This window comes from Tessaracoccus luoxuelianae (assembly GCF_055326245.1).
Genome location: NZ_JBUZNO010000005.1, coordinates 33,795 through 52,039, shown reverse-complemented (window position 1 = coordinate 52,039; position 18,245 = coordinate 33,795). Strand labels below are relative to the sequence as shown.

The following is an 18,245-nucleotide window of genomic DNA, read 5'->3' as shown; positions in this document are numbered from 1 at the left end:
TCGGGAGACGAAGGGGGCGGGCCGACCTGATGGTCGACCCGCCCCCTTCGTCGGTTTCTGAAGGTCAGTCGTCGCCCTCGTCGACGACGACCTCCGGCGTGCGCACGAGGTGCACGATCGAGGCGGCGAGCCCGCCCCACAGGGTGAGCATTGCGATGATCATCATGATCAGTGCGGTGGTGGTCATTTTGCCATGATCTCCTCGTACCTGGCGTCGAGAGCATCCTCGTCGACGTGAGTGATGGTGGAACGCTTCCACGGCGTGAACGCCAGCGCCGCGGCCACGACGATCAGCAACGCAGACATGCCCCAGCCGAAGAAGCCCAGCATGCCCAGCGGGTAGTCACCGTAGGGCGCGGTGACCTTGGTGATTACCTCATTGACCAGGATGTATCCCAGGACAATGGGCACCACAACGCCCACCAGGACCAGCCAGAGCCGGCCGAAGCGGATGCTCGAGACGCGGTCCACGTGGCGCTGCAGCAGCGGCAGCTTGCGTAGCACCCAGGCCACCACGACCACCATCGAGAAGGCTCCGGCGAGGATGCCGAACTTGTTGATGAACTCGTCCGTGATGTCCAGGAAGTAGAGCCCCGTCGTCGTGGGGAGGAGCAGCATCGAGACCAGTGCCATCGGCACGCTGACGGCCAGCGTGGCCTTGAGTCGGCCCAGGCCGAGCTTGTCCTGGATAGCCGCGACCACGACCTCCACGATGGAGATCATCGAGGTGAACCCGGCGAACACCAGCGAGGCGAAGAACAGTACGCCGAGTAGAGGTCCGAAGGACGTCGAAGACACGATGCTGGGGAAGGCGATGAACGCGAGCCCGATGCCGCCGGCCGCGACCTCTTCCATCGGCTGGCCCGTGGCCTGCATGAGGAAGCCGAGCGCCGCGAACACGCCGATGCCGGCGAGCAGCTCGAAGCCCGAGTTGGCGAACGCCACCACGAGCCCGGACCCGCTGAGGTTGGTGCGGCGCCTCAGGTAGGACGAGTAGGTGATCATGATGCCGAAGCCGACAGACAGCGAGAAGAAGATCTGGCCGTAGGCGGCGGCCCACACCCCTGGGTCTCCCAAGGCGGCCCAGTTCGGGGTGAAGAAGGCGTTGAGGCCATCCATCGCGCCCGGCAGGGTGACAGCCTGGATGACCAGGACGAGGAACATGACCACAAGCAGCGGAATCATGATCACGTTGGCGCGGGCGATGCCCCGCTTGACCCCGAGCGCGATGACCGCGATGACCAGGATCCACACCGCAGCCATCGGGATAGCGACCTGAGGCACGAAGTCGAAGCCGACGCTCGGCGTCTCCGCCACCTGCAGGAACTCGCCCATCAGGAAGCCGCCCGGATCGTCGCCCCAGGCCTCGGTGAAGCTGAAGAAGAAGTACATCGCGGCCCAGGCCAGGATGGCGGCGTAGTAGACGGCGATGACGAAGCACACCAGCACCTGCCACCAGCCGAACACCTCGGTCCACTTCTTCCCGGCGCGACGGAGAGCAAGCGGGGGAGCGGAGCGGTAGCGATGCCCCAGCGCGTAGTCGAAGAAGAGCAGCGGAATGCCTGCGGTCAACAGAGCGACCAGGTAGGGGATGACGAACGCGCCGCCGCCGTTGGTGTAGGCGACATACGGGAAACGCCAGATGTTGCCCAGGCCGACGGCGGAGCCGATGGCGGCGAGGATGAACACGTTTCGTGAGTGGAAGACCTCACGGTTCGCGGTCTTGGGTTCGGACATGTGCCCTCCCTTCAGGGAGTGGGGGTGTGCTGACCCGCGTAGCGTATTCCACGCAACCCGCCGCATGCGGGCGGGTGGGGATTTGGTCCGTCGTGTCGCGCGAGCCCCCCGTCTGCTGGAGCAGGAGTCTCAGGCGGCGGATCTGGTGTCGACTACGCCACCAGATCCGCCTCTCAGTCGTCGGGGCCAGGCTGCACCTCGCCCATCGGGGCCGGCTCCACCCCACTCGGAGGGGCTCATCGGACGAAGACCGGCTGGTCCTTCGTGGAGCGGGCCTCATCGTAGGCGTAGCCGTCGCCGTCGAAGTCCGCGAGCTTCCCGGGCGTGCGCACCCGGCCACGGATCATCCAGCCGGCCATGGTGCCGCGGGCCCGCTTGGCGTGGAAGCTGACCACCCGAGGCTTCCCGTGCGGGTCCCGGTCCTCGAAGCGCGGGCTGATGATGCGGGCACCGAGGCGCTCGGGCCGCACCGATGCGAAGTACTCCTGCGAGGCCAGGTTGATCAGGACGTCGGCGCCGGGCGACTCGTCGAGGTCGCGACGCAGCAGGTCGGTGACCTGATCGCCCCACCAGTCATACAGAGAAAGGCCCCGCCCCGTTTCCAGGCGGGTCCCCATCTCGAGCCGGTGCGGCTGGATCAGGTCCAGCGGGCGCAGGAGACCGTATAGGCCGGACAGGACGCGCAGCGTCTTCTGGGCCTCGGTGAAGTCCCGCTCGTCCAGGGTCCGCGCAGCCAGGCCCTGGTACACGTCACCGTTGAAGGCCAGCACCGCCGGCCGGGCGCTACGGGGTGTGTGGTCGGCTGTGAACTCCGCGTATCGGGTGGCGTTGAGGTGGGCCAGGTCGTCGGAGATGTGCATGAGCGCCGCAATGTCCGACGGGGACTTCTCGCGCATGATCTCGATGAGCTCGCTGGCTTCGCCGAGCAGCCTGGGCTCGGACCGCTTCCTCGTGGGCAGCGGAGACTCGAAGTCCAGCGACTTGGCCGGCGACAGCACGGTGAGCATGGCAGCGAGTCTAACGCCCCCTCAGCAGCCGTCGGTCAGCTCGACCCCGGGCACCAGCGCATCCCACTCCTCCTGTGACACGCGGGACCCGAACCGGCCGCACAGGTCCTCGACGGCGGCCTTCGGGTCGTCGGGCCAGGCGACGGCGCGGCCCCCGTTGAGCGCCATCACGAAGTGGCCGTCGACCCACGCCGCCCCGGTGAGGTTGGTGGCCTCCGGCCTCAGCGACAGCTCGAGGCGCGCCGAGCCGTCATCGATGCGCCACACCCAGAGCCGCCCCGCCCGGGTGGCGGCGTACAGCAGGTCGCCGCCGCGTCCGAAGCCCACCTGCGTCAACTCGGACTGCGCCTGGTTCAGCTCGTGCAGGACCTGCGGAGCCTCAGGCGTGGAGACATCGAAGACGGTGATCCGCCCCGCGGTGTCGCCGACGGCGAGGGTGCCTCGAGCCGAGAATGCGTAGTCGATGGGAATGGCGTCGTCCGCCAACGTCAGGGTGGCGGCCTCCTCCGGGCCGTTGTCGGTGAGCCGCCACAGGACGGCCGACTTGCCGTCGACGTGCATGGCCACGAACGTGCTCTCGTCGGGGGTGAACCCCGACCCGCCGGGCCAGGTGTCTTCCAGCACGCTGACGAGCGCCCAGCCGTCCCCGTCGCGTTCGAAGAGGCGGTAGCCGGGCTCGCCGCGGTAGCCGAGCGACAGATAACGCCCCGACGCGGACACCTCGACATCCGCCAGACCGCCCTGACCGGGCATACGGTCCACCGCCTCGAACCCGTCCTCGGTCCGTTCGAGGGTGACCAGCGTGCCGCCCTCGGTGAGATTGACCAGCACGGAGGCATCCTCGCTCAGGATGGCGAAGCCGTTGTAGGTGTCGCCGTCGGCCGGAGCCTCGACGGGGAGCTCCACCCAGGCGTCGTCGTCGCGTCCCAGCACCAGCCCGCCGGAGGAGGAGCCCAGCATCACGGCGTCGGCGCCGCCATACACACCGAAGAAGCGGCCCTCCGCCAGCTGCAGGACCCTCGGGTCCTCAGCCGTGGGCCAGGCGGTCACCGCGCCGCCCGTCGCGCCCGCGAGCAGGACATCGCCGCGCGCACCCAGGCTGGTCACGACCGTCGGCTCGGGGAAACTGCGCACCAACTCCCACCCGGGGAGGTACTCACGCAGCTCCCCGAAGGCCCCTCCGACCAGGAGCCGGTCCCCGAGGTGCCGGACTGCGTTGGCTGAGGCCTCGAACTCGACCGAGTCGATCAGGGAGGGGCCGGCGGGCGGCGTGGCGAAGCGGTAGCCGAACCCCTGCGTGGTCCCAGCAAGCACCTCGCTGCCGTCCGGAGAGGTGTTCATGGAGATCACGGTGCCGGCGACGGCCAGATCGGCCTGCCGCGTGCCGTCGACGCCGAACACCGTCACGGTGTCGCTCACGCCACCGACGAAGACGGTCTCGGGCGTCATCGCCAACCCCGTCACCGCCATCGGCTCGTCGAGGCTGAGATCGGGCAACGGCACCGGGGCATCCGGGTCCGTGAGGTCCACACGGCGCACGTCACCCTCGAGGGTGCCGACGGCGACCGTTGGACCGGACCACGCAGCGCTGTACGCGACGGTGTCGTCTCCCAACTCCAGGAGCCTGGTGGGTTCACCGGTGACGTCCCACACTGCAGCGGTCTGCTGGCCCCCGACCAGGACCAGGGCGCGCCCCGCCACGGTCGCGCCCTCGAGGACGAACAGCTGGCCGCCGCCGCTGTCGAACGTCTCGGCCTCGCCCGTGATCGAGCCGCCGCGCCACAGCGTCACGCTCCCGGAGCTGTCAGCGCGTAGCGTCACATCCGCCCCGTCGACGTGGGAGACCATGGTGGTGCCGCTCGGCCCGACGGACCGCGTCGACAGTGGGGTGCCCGCTGACTTGAGCACCGCCGAGCGACTCTCCACGCTCTCGTCGAGCGCCAGGGACGCCACGCTCAGTTGCCCCGCCCGATTGGGGGCGGAGGGGCGGATCTCGTCGGCGATGAGCGCCAGCTGCCGCGCCTGCGCGGATCGCTCGGAGGCTTGCGCCGCCTGGCGCAGGCTGGAGGACTGCAGACCGGCCCCCACCGCCACGACGAGCATCGCGATGGCGATCGCGGCGGCGGCGACGGCCAGTTGCTGCCGTCGGCGCAGTGTACGGATCATGTCGGCCTGCGCGCGCTGCTGGGCGTCTGCCAGGTCGAGGCTGGAGGCGATGAAGCTGTTCTCCCGGGCCGACAGGAGCGGGGCGCTGGCCTGCCTGGCCCACGTGCTCCACAGCTCGGCCTCCACCGGCATCAGGGCGTCGTCCTGCCTGCCGCCCTCCTCCCACACCTGGGCCGCCATCTGGATGCGGCGCGCGATGAGCAGGGACGCCCGCTCCTCGTCGATCCAGCCGCGCAGACGCTGCCAGCGGGTCAGCAGGGCGTCGTGGGACACCGCGACACTGCCGCCGTACAGGGTGAACAGGCGCGACCCGAGGAAGGCGTCGACGATCGGCGACATCTCCTCGGAGAGGTCCTCCAGCGGCAGCCTGCCGCGGAGCACACGGTCACCGTCGAGCTGGATCAGGGCGAGCAGGAGCCTCCGGGCCAGCGGCTTCTGCTGCTCGGTGAGGCCGGCGTGGACCGCCTCGGCCTCCTCGTCGAGCGCCGACCACAGCCCGCCCATGGCGAGGTAGTGCGTGGGGGTGAGGGTGGCGCCGTGCGCCGCGGCCCAGCAGCGCCGCATTGCGCTGGACAGGAGCGGCAGCGCGGTGCCGGGTGCGGGTTCCCCGTAGAGCCGCAGGTCACGCAGGATGAGCCGGACCAGGTCAGGCGCGACGGTCCGGCCGTGCCGGCGGGCGGGCTCCTCGATGATGCGGGTGTACTCGGCCGTGCTGAGCGGCCCGACGAGGATCGGCGCCGCGAGCGAGGCCGCGAGCCGCTCGTCGCGCATGGCGAACCCGAACGCGTCGGCGGTGATCGCCACCACCGACGTCACGCGAGGCGGCAGCCCGGTCAGGGCGTCGAAGAACGCGGCGCGCTCGGCGGCGGGGAGTGCAGCGGCCTCCTCCACCTGATCCACCACGAGCAGCACCCGGCCCGGCGGGAGCGTCAGCGTGTGAAGGTCGGCCACCCGCACGGCAACGGGCGTGAACGCAGCCAGCGGCCCATCCGGGGCGCAGGCGGTGCCGATGAGGCCCGCGGCGAGCAGCGATGATTTTCCGGCGCCGGAGTCTCCCAGCACGACGACGGGGCGGGGCGCGTCGTCACGCAGGCAGGCCTCGACCAGAGCCTGGTAGGCGCGCTCCCTGCCCACATAGACGGCGCTCTCCTGCGCCGTGTAGCTGCGCAGGCCCACGAAGGGGGACGCCTCGACGACGGGGGCGGACCTGGCGGATGCCACCGCCCGCTGCCAGGCCTCGCGCTCCTCCGGCGAGGTCACCAGCCCCAGTGCCTCGAGCAGGTCGAGGAAGTTGGAGGTGAGCGCCGGTGTTGGCAGCCTTCCCTCGAACCAGCCCTGGGCAGTCGACGGCGGCACCTTCGCCAGCGACGCCGCTCGGCGGATCGAGAGGTTGGTGGCGTGTCGCGCCGCGCCGATGTGCTCGGCGAGGGCCTCGCGGCTCAGTGGTGGCTGCATGGCGGCACGATACTTGCCCCGTCCCCCCGCGGATTCGGCGGGTCGTCCCGCATGGACGGGCCCCGCGACACGTGGGCCTGACAACGGGTTTGTGTAACCGGTGCACTCTCGTACAGCTGGTGGTTCGTCCACGCGGGGGGTTGGTGCCTAGTCTCGGAGATGTCGGCGATCCCCGCCCCGGGGGGATGCGAGGCTGTGGCCTCGCATCGGGGAGGGTGTCCCCCGGGGGGAGGGCACCAACGAGGCCGCAGACGAACCGAGACCCTCGGATCCAGCACACAGGTGCCGGATCCGAGGGTCTCGTCAGTCGTGGGGGTCAGGCGTCCAGCGAGTTGGTCGAGATGCCCGGCCGGCCCTCGTGGATGATCTTGCCAGGGTTCAGGTTGTGCCCCGGGTCCACGCCGTCGAACAGTGCACGCTGGATGGATACGCCGGCCGGAGAGATGTCCTGATCCATCCAGGGACTGTGCTCCTCGCCCACGCCGTGGTGGTGCGACACCGTGCCGTGATTGTCCATGAACGACTGCTGCAGCACGCGCTTGGCCACGTCGTAGGTGACCATGGCGTTGTCCGACTTGTCGGCGATGGCGAACGTGAAGTACTGGCACGCCCCCGAATGGTAGGAGTGGCTGAGGTGGCAGAACACCACGCCGCGCACCCCGATCTCCGCCATCGCCTTGTGGAACGCCGCGACAGTGTTGGTGTGGATCTGCTCCACATAGGCCCACGGCGTGGTGGTCTCGGACACGTCGGCCACCAGGCCGCGGTCCAGCATGAAATCCCGGATGTAGGGGGTGTCGTACTTCTTCTGGTCGTACAGCGAGCCGGGGCCCTTGCCGACGCCGATCCCGCCGTGATTGCGCACGATCTTGGCCACGAGGCCCTTCTCGTAGCGCACGTGCGTGGGGGATCCCTCGTAGCCCACGAAGCTCATGGCGATCTTCTCCAGATCCCAGCCCTTCTGGAGCATGATCCGCTGGATGGCCTTGCTGCTGAGCGAGCCCAGCCGGTTGGACTTCTTCCCGTTGGCCATGATGTATTGCGTCTCAACGGCGTCAGAGACGCGGGCCATCATCACCGAGGCGTCAGACTCGACGATCTCCTGGCAGGCCCGCAGGCCGTCCTCGTACGTGGCGAAGAAGTAGGCCTGCAGCTCCCGCACCTCCGGGATGCGGTGCACGTTGACCCACGCCGACGTGATGATCCCCAGGCGGCCCTCAGACCCCAGCACCATCTCCCGCACGCTCGGACCCGACGACGACGACGGAAGCGGCCGGAGCGTCAGCACCTGGCCGGGCATGACCATGGTGAGACCGCGGCAGATGTCAGCGATGTCACCGTACTTGTCCGACTGCATGCCCGAGGACCGGGTGGCGATCCAGCCGCCCAGCGTGGACCACACGAACGAGTCCGGGTGGTGCCCCATCGTCCAGCCCCGTGCCTTCAGCTGATCCTCCATGTCCGGCCCGAAGACGCCCGCCTCGATGTGAGCGAGCCCGGAGACCTCGTCGATCTCCAGCACCCTGCTCATCCGGCCGAGGTTCACCGACAGCACCTGACGCGTCTCACCGGGTTGCGCCTCCAGGGCGGCGACGATGTTGGACCCACCGCCGAACGGGATGAGCACCGCGTCGGCCGCGACAGCCGCGTCGACGAGCAGCTCCACCTCGCGCTGCGTTCCGGGGTAGAGCACCGCGTCCGGGATGCGTCCCAGCAGGCCGCTGCGGACGCGCAGGAGGTCACGGACGCCCTTGCCGAAGGCGTGCACGACGCGGGTCTCGTCGTCGGTCTGCACAAAGCCCTCGCCGATGATCCCGGCGAGCTCGGCCTTCAGCGTGTCCGAGAGACGGCTGGCGGGCACCTCCAGGGAGGAGAACGGAGGGATGGGCTCGACGGGGGCCGTGATGTCCACGCCCACCATCTTCATCACGAAGGGCGGGAACTTCGGCTTGTCCTCGTAGCGGTAGGCCTTGCCTTCCTCACCCCAACCCCACCACTTCTGCTGCTTGACGCCGTCGATCATCGATCCTCCTGCTTATGTGCCTGTTCCTTGGCATCCTCAACCAAGGCGGCGATGTGGGACTTCTGGGCCAGCTCGATGGCCTCGGTGCGGGCATACTCGGCGAGGGTCTTCTTGCCGTAGGCGCGGGCCGTGGTGTCGTGGAGCTGGAGCACCTGGCGGCGCATCCGTTCGTTGAACTCGTGGGCGATCTCGCCCGGGTACGGGGTCATGGGGCGGCCGAACACCACGTGCACCTCAGGCCGGCCCTTCGGGAGGTGTTTCTGCCGCGAAGGCCACGCGTCGAACGCTCCGACGAGGGCCACGGGCAGTGCGGGCACCCCCCTGGAGATGCACAGCGACGCAACGCCCGGGACGAAGGGCGCCATCGCCCCGGTGCGGGAGCGGGTGCCCTCCGGGAACAGCAGGATCGGCACCCCGTCGTCGAGAAGCTGCGCCGACATGCCGCGCTTGCCCTTGCCGCCCTTGCCGCGGTCGATCGCGAAGGCGTTCATGAACAGCGACATCGACATCGACTTCATCCAGTTGTCGAAGAAGAAGTCGCCGGCCGCGCCAGTGGCGACGAACTTCGACAGCCGGGTGGGCAGCGAGCACAGGATGAGCGGGGCGTCCAGGTGCGAGGAGTGGTTGCCGAACACCACGAACGCGCCCTCCAACCCGTCCAGGTTGGACAACCCGTGCACGTGGATCTTCAGGATCCGCAGCAGCGCCGGTTTGAGGAGCAGCATCTGGGCCGTCTGGCGCGTGGTGGCCTGAACCTTCGAGGTGTACCTGGTATTGGCCGGATCGACGTCCTTGGCCACGTCAGTGCTTCTTCCGCGACGCGCTCAGCTTGTGGGAGAACCAGCGGGTGAACGACCGCGGGCCGTGGACGGCGATGAAGTTGGCCACCTTCCACTTCAGGGTGGGAACGGAGACGAAGCGCCCCTTCTCGGCGTCCGCGAGCGCCCCTCGCACCAGGGTCTCGGCGTCGATCCACACGATGCTGGGCAGGGACGTGGCCCGGATGCCGGCGCGCTGATGGAACTCGGTGCGCACCCACCCCGGGCAGAGCGCGGTGGACGTGACGCCGGTGCCGCTGAGCTCCAGCGCCAGGGCCTGCGAGTAGGTGGTGCACCAGGCCTTCACCGCCGAGTAGTTGCCGGTGAAGATGGTGCCCGCCGTCGATGAGACGTTGATGATCCGGCCGTGGCCGCGCGCGCGCATCGACCTCGCGGCGGCGCCGCCGAGGATCAGGACGGCCAGGCACATCACGTCGAGGGCCTTGGCGTGCATGTCGATGTCGTTCTTGTCCAGCAGCGTGGTGTGCAGGCCGAACCCCGCGTTGTTGACGAGCAGGTCGACGGGGCGGGCGGGATCCTCGAGACGCTCAGCCACGCGCAACACATCGGCCCGGACGGCCAGGTCCGCGCTGATCACCTCCACGTCGACCCCGTGCTCCGCCTGCAACTCCGCGGCCACGGACTCAAGCCTGTCGGTGTCGCGGGCAACGAGAATCAGGTGCGTCCCGCGGCCGGCAAGTTCGCGCGCGAACGCGTGTCCGATGCCTGAAGTCCCGCCCGTGATCAGTGCTGAAGCCATGGGATTAAGGTACGCCACCCGGGAGGGTCGCCGCGATGCGTACGGCGCCCTGACGCGCCCGTTCGTTGTAGTCCGACAATCAAAGAGCCGGCTGGTTGTGGGGGTGCCACAACCAGCCGGCCCGCGCAGTCTGTCGACGACGTCCCTGACTACTCGGCGGCCGCGGTGACCGCGACCGTCTCGCGGGCCATGGCCAGCTCCTCATTGGTGGGTACCACGAGGACGCGCACCTTGGACGCCGGGGTGGAGATCTCGCGGGGCTCCCTGGAGCGCACCAGGTTGGCGTGCACGTCCAACTCGAAGCCCAGACCCTTCAGCCGGTCGATGACGGGCCGCCGCACGTGCGCGGCGTTCTCGCCCACGCCGGCGGTGAACACCAGCGCGTCACATCCGCCGAGGATGGCGATGTAGGAGCCGATGTAGCTGACCAGCCGGTGGACGTAGACGTCCAGAGCGAGCCTGGCGCGCTCGTCGCCGGCCTCGATCTGGGCCGCGACATCGCGCATGTCGGTGTAGCCGCACATGCCGCCCATGCCGGACTGCTTGTTGAGCAGGTCGTCGACCTCGTCGATGGTCATCCCGTTGCGCACGAGGTAGGCGTGGAGGCCAGGATCAACATCTCCGGAGCGGGTGCCCATCACCAGGCCTTGCAGAGGGGTGAGACCCATGGACGTGTCCACCGCGACACCGCCGTCGACCGCCGAGATCGACGCCCCGTTGCCGAGATGGCACACGATGATCTTCGTCTCCTCCAGCGGGCGTCCGAGGAACTTCGCCGCCTCCTTGGACACGAAGCTGTGCGAGGTGCCGTGGAAGCCGTACTTCCGCACCCCCAGGCGCTGGGCGGTGTCGTAGTCGACGGCGTAGGTGTAGGCCGCCGGCGGGATGGTGGAGAAGAAGGCGGTGTCGAAGATCGCCACGTGCGGCACACCAGGCAGGACCTCCTGCGCGCCGCGGATGCCGGCCACAGCAGGCGGGTTGTGCAGGGGGGCGAGGCCGGAGAGCTCCTCCAGCTGGGCCACCACGTCGTCGTCGATGAGGGTGGAGTGCACCAGCTTCGCCCCGCCGTGCACCACGCGATGACCGACGGCCGTCACGTGGTCCAGGCTGGGTCCGTGGTCCCGGAACATCGCCACCACGGCTGCCACTGCCTCCGTGTGGTTGGCGAACGGGCGCTCGTCGTGATATTCCGCCTCACCCACCTCGTGGGTGATGGTGGAGACGTCCTGCCCGATCCGCTGCACGATGCCGACGGCCTGAGGCACACCGATCGCGGGGTCGAGGTACTGGTACTTGATCGACGACGACCCGCAGTTGAGCAGGAGGATCGGCTGGGACATGACGCCCTTTCTTCGGGTTCAGACCGCCTGGGCCTGGATGGCTGTGATGGTGATGGTGGACACGATGTCGTCGACGAGGGCGCCGCGCGACAGGTCGTTGACGGGCTTGCGCAGACCCTGGAGCATGGGGCCGATGGCCACGGCACCGGAGGTGCGCTGGACGGCCTTGTAGGTGTTGTTGCCGGTGTTGAGGTCCGGGAAGATGAACACGGTGGCGCGGCCCGCGACCTCGGAGCCGGGCATCTTCTTCTTCGCCACCACCTCGTCGACGGCGGCGTCGAACTGGATGGGGCCCTCCACCTTCAGCTCGGGTGCCCGCTCCCGCACCAGGCGGGTGGCCTCGCGGACCTTGTCGACCTCCGCGCCGGAGCCCGAGTCGCCCGTCGAGTACGACAGCATGGCCACCCGGGGCTCGATGCCGAAGCTCTCCGCCGTCTTGGCCGACGAGATGGCGATGTCCGCCAGCTGCTCAGCGGTGGGGTCCGGGTTGACGGCGCAGTCCGCGTAGACCAGGACGCGATCACTCATGCACATGAGGAACGACCCGGAGACCACCGAGACCCCAGGGGTGGTCTTGATGAACTCCAGCGACGGGCGGATCGTGTTGGCCGTGGTGTTGATGGCTCCGGAGACCATGCCGTCGGCCATGCCGAAGTGCACCATCATGGTGGCGAAGTAGGACAGATCCTTCAACGTCTGACGGGCCTTCTCGATGCTCACGCCCTTGTGGGAGCGGAGTCTGGCGTACTCGTCGGAGAACTTCTCCGCCAGCTCGGGATCCTCGGGGTTGACCACGGTGGCGTCGGCGAGGTTCAGGCCCAGCTCGGAGGCGCGACGGCTGATCTTCGCCGAATCTCCCAGGAGGATGATGTCCGCCACAGCCCGCTGCAGCACGACGGCCGCGGCCGTCAGCACCCGGTCGTCGGCGGACTCGGGCAGCACGATGCGCTGCTTGCGGGTGCGCGCCATCTGCATGATCTGGTGCTCGAACATGGTGGGCGTGCGGATCTCGGTTCGCGGCAGGTCGATGGCAGCCAGGAGCGCGGCCTCGTCGACATGCTGGGAGAACAGCGCGCGCGACACCTCGATCTTGCGCGGGGAACTCGTCGAGGTGCCCTGGACGCTCTGCAGCCGCACGGCGGTGGAGAACGTGTCGCGCTGGGTCACCGCGATGGGCAGATCGATCTCAGAGTCTGCGAAGAGCTTGGAGACCGACTCCGGCACCTCGAAGCCGCCGGTCAGGATCAGCGCCGCCAGCGGACCGTAGTCCGGGGAGCGGTGCGCCATCACCAGCCCAGGAAGCAGATCCAGGCGGTCCGCGGGCATGATGACGGTGGCCTCGCGCTTGAGGCGGGGGAGCAGGTTGGGCAGCGTCATGCCGGCCACGATGTTGTGCAGCGACTCGTGGGAGCGGAACTCCGGCTTGCCCAACCATTGGACGGCGTCCACGGCGTCGAACTGGGCGCCCACCAGCGGCGCGGTGAGGACCGGATCCTCGGGCAGCACGGAGATCGCCACGTCCCGCACGGCGCGGAGGGCCGCTCGCAGCGACTCCGCGTCCGCCTCGTCGACGTGGGTGACGATGATGCCGATCACGGTGTTGTGCTTGGCCTCGTACGCCTCGATGGCCGACTCGGCCAGGCGCGCCACCTGCTCGACGGTGCGGCCCAGGGCCTTGCACACGTACAGCACCGGGGCGTTGAGGTTGGCGGCGATCACGGCGTTGTGCCCCAACTCGGACGGGGTCTCGATGTCCTCGTAGTCGGAGCCGAGCACCACCACCGCGTCGTGCGCCGCGGCGAGGGTGCTGTACTTGGCGACGATGGTGTCGATTGCGTCGCCGGTGTTGGCCGCGTAGTCCTCGTAGGTGACGCCGACGGCGTCGTCGAACTTCTCCTTGACGCCCTTCTGTGAGAGGAGCGCTTCGGTGACCGGGTCCGACTCGGTGGAGTGCACGAGCGGGCGGAAGACGCCGATGGAACGCACTTGGCGGGCGAACAGGTCGATGAGGCCGAGGGCGATCGACGACTTGCTGACCTGCCGCTCCGATGAGGCAATGTAAACGCTTTTCGTCACGGGGACACCTTATCGTCCTTTCCGGGAGACCCCGGCCCGTGATTCCATCGGGGAAGGAGTTGAGCATCCGCCCGTGCCTCGTCTCCCGTCTCCCCGCATACGTCCCGCTGTTGCCCTTCCGGACCCGGGTGCCGACCGGCAGGGCGGCGTCGGGGTGGGTCCCTGCGGGCGTGTCCCGACGGGTGATCGTCGGGTTGGCACCGCTGCGCAGTGCCGCCCTGCCGTTCCCCACCCTTGCGAGAAGGTCTTGAGTGAGCGCCGCGCGCGTCGAACGGCACGATCCTCTGAGGGTCAATTCATCCGCTGGCTGAGGAGTGAGGAGCGCAGCGACGAGCCTCGAAGCCTGTGCAACGTTCCTTGTCAGCTCCCCTTTGTGAGGCTTCGAGGCCGCTGCGCGGCACCTCAGCCAACGGTGGTGGTGGGGGGCGCCGCTCCCGCGTCGAAGCCCCCCGCACCCGGTTCGAGGACCCGCGCGAGGCCCGCTCGACCAGCGATGCCCTGGGCGAAGGACCTACTTGACCCGGATAAGCGAGGCCTCCTTGCCGGCCGGGTTGTCGTACGACACCGCCATCAGGCCCAACGGCTTGAGTGCCGAGAATGCCGCCGGATCCTTCGTCACAGGGACGCTCGCCTTGCCCCCCGCCGCGACCTCGACGTATCCGCCGTCGTTGAAGGGTTTCGCGGTCGCGTTGTACGTCGCCCTGCCCGGAAACTGGTCGAACGCGTCGCCGTTGAAGGACACGACGGTGTAGCTGAAGGCGCCCTCGATCCCCAGGTCGCCGGCGAAAACTGGCAGGAGCACCGTGCTGGAGTTGGTGGGCGATCCCGCAGCGAAGCCCGAAAAGGAGATCGCCTCAGTTTCGAGGTTGTAGATGAACACCCAGTTGTCCCCGTTGTGGTCGCCGGTGAGAATCGCCCCGGCGTCGTAGCTGAACAGCACCACGTCGTCGGCGCCGTCCCCGTCGGTGTCGATCGGGATGTCGAACTCGATGCTGGCGGCGTTGCTGTAGCGGTCGTGGGTCGAGACGGCGAACACCAGGAGGTCGTCCTCAGGGGCACCATCCAGGTCGACCCGTGGGACCCGGAACGACTGGACTCCTGCCGCCTGGAGGTCGAAACCGCCGCTGAGACGCTGGTCCTTGCGGTCCTCGAGCCCCCACGTGTACACGTCGGCGACGCCGCCGGTGACGGCACCCATGTTGGACACCGCCAAGGTGGCCTGCGTCTGGGGGCCGTTGAGCGAGCCGCTCACAGTCGCCGAAACCTTGGTCGAGGGCCGCGGCACCAGGAGGGCGCCCACCCGCAGGGTGTCGGCGCTGCTGGTGAGCACCACGGTGCCGGAGACCTCGGCGAGGTTGGCCTGGGTGGCGCCGACTGAGGCGGGTACATCTGTGGCCTTCACCGCGAGGGTCACCCTCACCGTTGCGGTGCCGCCTGCCGGCACCGCGACACTCGTCCGGTTGAACGTGACCTTGGCGGGCAACGACTCGGCCGTCTTCTCGTAGCCGACGGTGTACGTGCGGGCGGAGGCACTCCGGTTGACGAGCGTGACCGTCCTGGTCGCGGTGAAGTCCCTCGCCACCTCGGCGAAGCCGAAGCTGAGCGTGGACTCCCGGAAGGCGCCCCTGCCCTTCGCCGAGTCGCCGTAGGCGAAGATCTCGGCGTTCACCAGGCCGGCCGGGTCGACGAGGCCTCCGCCGAGGGTCAGGCGGTAGCCCGCCACCTCGGCGGGATCCGCCGTCGAGACGAGTGCGGCCGAGACATCCTGACCGGACCAGTCCGGGTGGGCCTGCACACCCAGCGCCGCGACCCCCGCGACGTGCGGGGCCGCCATCGAGGTCCCCGAGAGGATGAGCGCGCCGGACCCGGTGCCCACGGCGGCCGAGGAGATGGACACGCCAGGGGCGGTGACGCTCGGCCGGAGCGCGGAGTCGCCCATCCGCGGCCCACCTGAGCTGAATGAGGCGTAGCGCTCGAATCCCGGATTGGCGAGGTCCTTCGCGGTCATGGACAGGGACTGGCCGTCGGCTCCAACCAGCAGAGGGCCGTCGCTGCTCGTCACGCCGAGGAACGGGATGGTGACGAGGAACTCCTCCGAGGGGCCACCGTTGACGTCGGGGACCTCGGTGATCGTCCCCTCGAACGGGGGAAGGGTGTCGCTGTCGTTGATCATGACGACGGCGTCGGCGCCTGCCTGTTGGCCGTACGCGGCGCGCGCCACGCGGGCGCAGTCTCCGCGGGTGGTCACCGCGATCTGGGGCGTGGACGCCGCCGCGCTGATGCCTGCGTCCGTGTAGTCGCTCACTGCGCAGCCGAGGGCCTCGTTCGCCGCCTCAGTGTCTGGATCGTCCGTCAGGACCACCACGTCATAGGGACCCACCGCGAGGTCGGCGTCGTTGGCGTTGATCGCATTGATGGTTTCGCCGCCCAGCGTGAGGTTCGCCCCAGGGAACGTCGCCGTCGAGTCGTTGGCCGCGACACTGATCACCCCGTTGCCTGCGCCCGGGGAACCGGCCAGATACGGGTTGGGGCCGGCGTTGCCCGCGGAGGCCACCACGACGATCCCCTTGGCGGCAGCGTTGCTGGCTGCCACTGAGGCCGGGTCGTCGACGGTGCCGTAATCGGATCCCAGCGACATGTTGATGACGTCCATACCCGCCTCGACCGCCCAGTCGATGGCCTCGACCGTGAGGTCCGTTGAGCCCTGGCAGCCGAACACTTTCAGCGCGTAGAGGTCCACCTCTGGCGCCACGCCCGGCCCGACCCGGAAGGTGTTCCCGAACGTTGTGGCGTCATAGGGCCCGGTGTAGGGCATGCCGTCTTCGGTCACGCCGCCGCCACCGGTGGTACCGGCCACGTGGGTGCCGTGGCCGCTGCAGTCGATGGGGTTGGCGTCGGGCTTCGGTGTCGAGTTGGCTGGGTCGCTGGCGTTGTAGGAGTCGCCGACGAAGTCCCAGCCGCCCTTGACCCGCGGAGCGGCGTCGCCGATCCAGGCTCGGTTCGTCGTGTTGGTGGCGGACGCGGCCGCAAAGGCCTCCGGGGTCCCCGGGCCGCCGAAGGTGGCGTGGGTGTAGTCGATCCCGGTGTCGATGATCGCCACCTTGACGCCCGCGCCGGTGTACCCGTTGTCCTGCCACACCTGATCGACGCCCAGGTAGGGGACGGAGGTGAGGGTGGTGGGCTCGTGCGTCTGCACCCGCTGCACCGCCTTGACCCCGGGCAGCGCCTCCAATGCAGGGAGGTCCTTGCGCGCCACCGACACCTTGATGCCGTTGTAGGCGGACTGCACCTGGGAGCGGACCTGGGCCCCAAGCTTGCTGAGGGCGGGCTTCAGCTGATCCTGCTCAGCCTTGCGCTGGGCCTTGAGGGAGTCCCGCTCCGCCTTGGTGAGGGGCCGGGTGGAGGCGGCGTCCACGACGGCGACGGGGTCCGACGCCAGCTCGACCATGACGGTCACCTTGGCCTCGCCGTCGGCGGAGACGGGCACGAAGTCTGAGGAGATCTGGCCGCCGTCCACGCGCTCGAACCGGTCCAGTGGGTCTTCCGGGGCTGCCTGTGCTGTCGCGGGGACTGCCAGGGCGAGCAGTGCGGTGAGGGTTACGGCGCCGACCTTCTTCATGCGTTCCGCCAAATCACTAGGGGAGATAGTGCTGGCCGTCAGACTATTGAGCGCCGTCGGCACGGTCAATGAACGAAAGTCGCGCGGTGGGTGAAGCGGAGGAGCATCCCGGGCGGGACAGTCCAGGACGGGCGCGGACTCGGGGGGGCGCATAGGCTCGGGACTCATGCGCCTCTCCGTCCTCGATCTTCTCCCCGTCCGCCGCGGCCAGAGCACCGGTCAGGCCCTCCGCGCGGGCAAGGCCCTGGTCGACGCCGCGGACCGCCTCGGCTACACCCGCTACTGGGTTGCGGAGCACCACAACGCGACCTCCGTGGCGTCGACGTCCCCCGCCGTCGAGCTCATGTACCTCGGTCAGGACACCTCCCAGATCCGGCTCGGGTCCGGAGGCGTGATGCTGCCCAACCACGCCCCGCTTGCGATCGCCGAGCAGTTCGCGCTGCTTTCTGCCGTCTACGGCGACCGGATCGATCTCGGCATCGGCCGCGCGCCCGGCACGGACCCCGTCACCTCGGCCGCCATCCGCGGCCACCTCGGCGGTGGGCAGTTCGTCGACGCCTCGGGCCGCCCGATGGATCCTGTGCAGGAGTTCCCGCGCAACGTCACCGACATCCTCGCCCTGCTCAGCCCCGGGGGCGCCGAGATCCGCCTCCGCCACGGCCAGACCTACACCCTGCGTGCCGCGCCCACCTTGGAGGCGGCGCCCCAGGTGTGGCTGCTCGGTTCCAGCGACTACTCCGCTGAGCTCGCGGCCTCCCTCGGGCTTCCCTACGTGTTCGCGCACCATTTCTCCGGCCGCGGCACCCAACGCGCCCTCGACCTCTACCGCGGCGGCTTCCAGCCCGGCGGGCAAGAGCCCCGCCCGCGCACCTTCGTCAGCGTCAACGTGTGCGTGGCCGAAACCGCCGACGAGGCATGGGACCTCTCCGAGCCCCATCAGTACCTCATGGCCTCACTGACCACCCGCGGAGGCATGGACCCGCAGCCGCACGTCGGCGACGAGGTGCGAGCGTTGTTCACCGACGACCTCCGCGCCGCCGTCACGCCCGCCGTCGCCAGCTGGGCGGTGGGCGACGTGGCGCAGGTCCGCGACCAGCTGCTTGCCACCGCCGACGAGTTCGGGGTGGACGAGATCATGGTCCATCCAGTGGCGGGCGCCCGCGACGGCGACCCGGCCGACGCCTGGCCGGCCAAGCTCCGCGGCCTGGAGCTCCTGGCCGAGGCGCTGCTGTGAGCTGACCCGC

The 18,245-nt window shown here is 69.2% G+C and carries 11 protein-coding genes; 1 reads left to right on the top strand and 10 read right to left on the bottom strand.

Annotation, left to right across the window (positions count from 1 at the left end; translation table 11 throughout):
• Nucleotides 1-64: 64 nt before the first annotated feature.
• The 10 genes from ACZK39_RS08855 to ACZK39_RS08810 form a co-directional block, all read right to left on the bottom strand.
• The gene (locus ACZK39_RS08855; protein ID WP_182781340.1) at nucleotides 65-187 is read right to left on the bottom strand and encodes a methionine/alanine import family NSS transporter small subunit; all 123 of its coding nucleotides are present in this window, start codon (nucleotides 185-187) and stop codon (nucleotides 65-67) included.
• On the bottom strand, nucleotides 184-1,803 hold the full coding sequence (locus tag ACZK39_RS08850; protein WP_459055444.1) for a sodium-dependent transporter: 1,620 nt from the start codon (nucleotides 1,801-1,803) through the stop codon (nucleotides 184-186). The genes ACZK39_RS08855 and ACZK39_RS08850 overlap by 4 nt, the downstream gene beginning before the upstream one ends.
• Before the next feature lie 170 nt (nucleotides 1,804-1,973).
• Nucleotides 1,974-2,744 carry a peroxide stress protein YaaA gene (gene yaaA / locus ACZK39_RS08845; protein WP_182781342.1) on the bottom strand — a complete coding sequence of 257 codons (771 nt, stop codon included), beginning with the start codon at nucleotides 2,742-2,744 and terminating at the stop codon, nucleotides 1,974-1,976.
• 21 nt (nucleotides 2,745-2,765) lie between these two features.
• The gene (locus tag ACZK39_RS08840) at nucleotides 2,766-6,365 is read right to left on the bottom strand and encodes an nSTAND1 domain-containing NTPase (RefSeq protein WP_463613094.1); all 3,600 of its coding nucleotides are present in this window, start codon (nucleotides 6,363-6,365) and stop codon (nucleotides 2,766-2,768) included.
• 316 nt (nucleotides 6,366-6,681) lie between these two features.
• On the bottom strand, nucleotides 6,682-8,388 hold the full coding sequence (locus ACZK39_RS08835; protein ID WP_463613093.1) for an FAD-binding oxidoreductase: 1,707 nt from the start codon (nucleotides 8,386-8,388) through the stop codon (nucleotides 6,682-6,684).
• On the bottom strand, nucleotides 8,385-9,188 hold the full coding sequence (locus tag ACZK39_RS08830) for a lysophospholipid acyltransferase family protein (RefSeq protein ID WP_370585666.1): 804 nt from the start codon (nucleotides 9,186-9,188) through the stop codon (nucleotides 8,385-8,387). The genes ACZK39_RS08835 and ACZK39_RS08830 overlap by 4 nt, the downstream gene beginning before the upstream one ends.
• Nucleotide 9,189: 1 nt before the next feature.
• Nucleotides 9,190-9,966, bottom strand: coding sequence for an SDR family NAD(P)-dependent oxidoreductase (locus ACZK39_RS08825; RefSeq protein ID WP_182798931.1), 777 nt, complete (start codon nucleotides 9,964-9,966; stop codon nucleotides 9,190-9,192).
• Between the two features lie 149 nt (nucleotides 9,967-10,115).
• A complete protein-coding gene (locus tag ACZK39_RS08820) occupies nucleotides 10,116-11,306 on the bottom strand; it encodes an acetate kinase (protein WP_182781346.1) in 1,191 nt (396 codons plus the stop codon).
• An 18-nt stretch (nucleotides 11,307-11,324) separates the two neighbouring features.
• A complete protein-coding gene (gene pta, locus ACZK39_RS08815) occupies nucleotides 11,325-13,382 on the bottom strand; it encodes a phosphate acetyltransferase (RefSeq protein ID WP_463613092.1) in 2,058 nt (685 codons plus the stop codon).
• Nucleotides 13,383-13,893: 511 nt separating this feature from the next.
• The gene (locus tag ACZK39_RS08810) at nucleotides 13,894-17,001 is read right to left on the bottom strand and encodes a S8 family serine peptidase (RefSeq protein WP_463613091.1); all 3,108 of its coding nucleotides are present in this window, start codon (nucleotides 16,999-17,001) and stop codon (nucleotides 13,894-13,896) included.
• Between the two features lie 166 nt (nucleotides 17,002-17,167).
• Here ACZK39_RS08810 and ACZK39_RS08805 point away from each other — a divergent pair, with 166 nt between their 5' ends.
• On the top strand, nucleotides 17,168-18,235 hold the full coding sequence (locus ACZK39_RS08805; RefSeq protein ID WP_463613090.1) for an LLM class flavin-dependent oxidoreductase: 1,068 nt from the start codon (nucleotides 17,168-17,170) through the stop codon (nucleotides 18,233-18,235).
• Nucleotides 18,236-18,245: the final 10 nt, after the last annotated feature.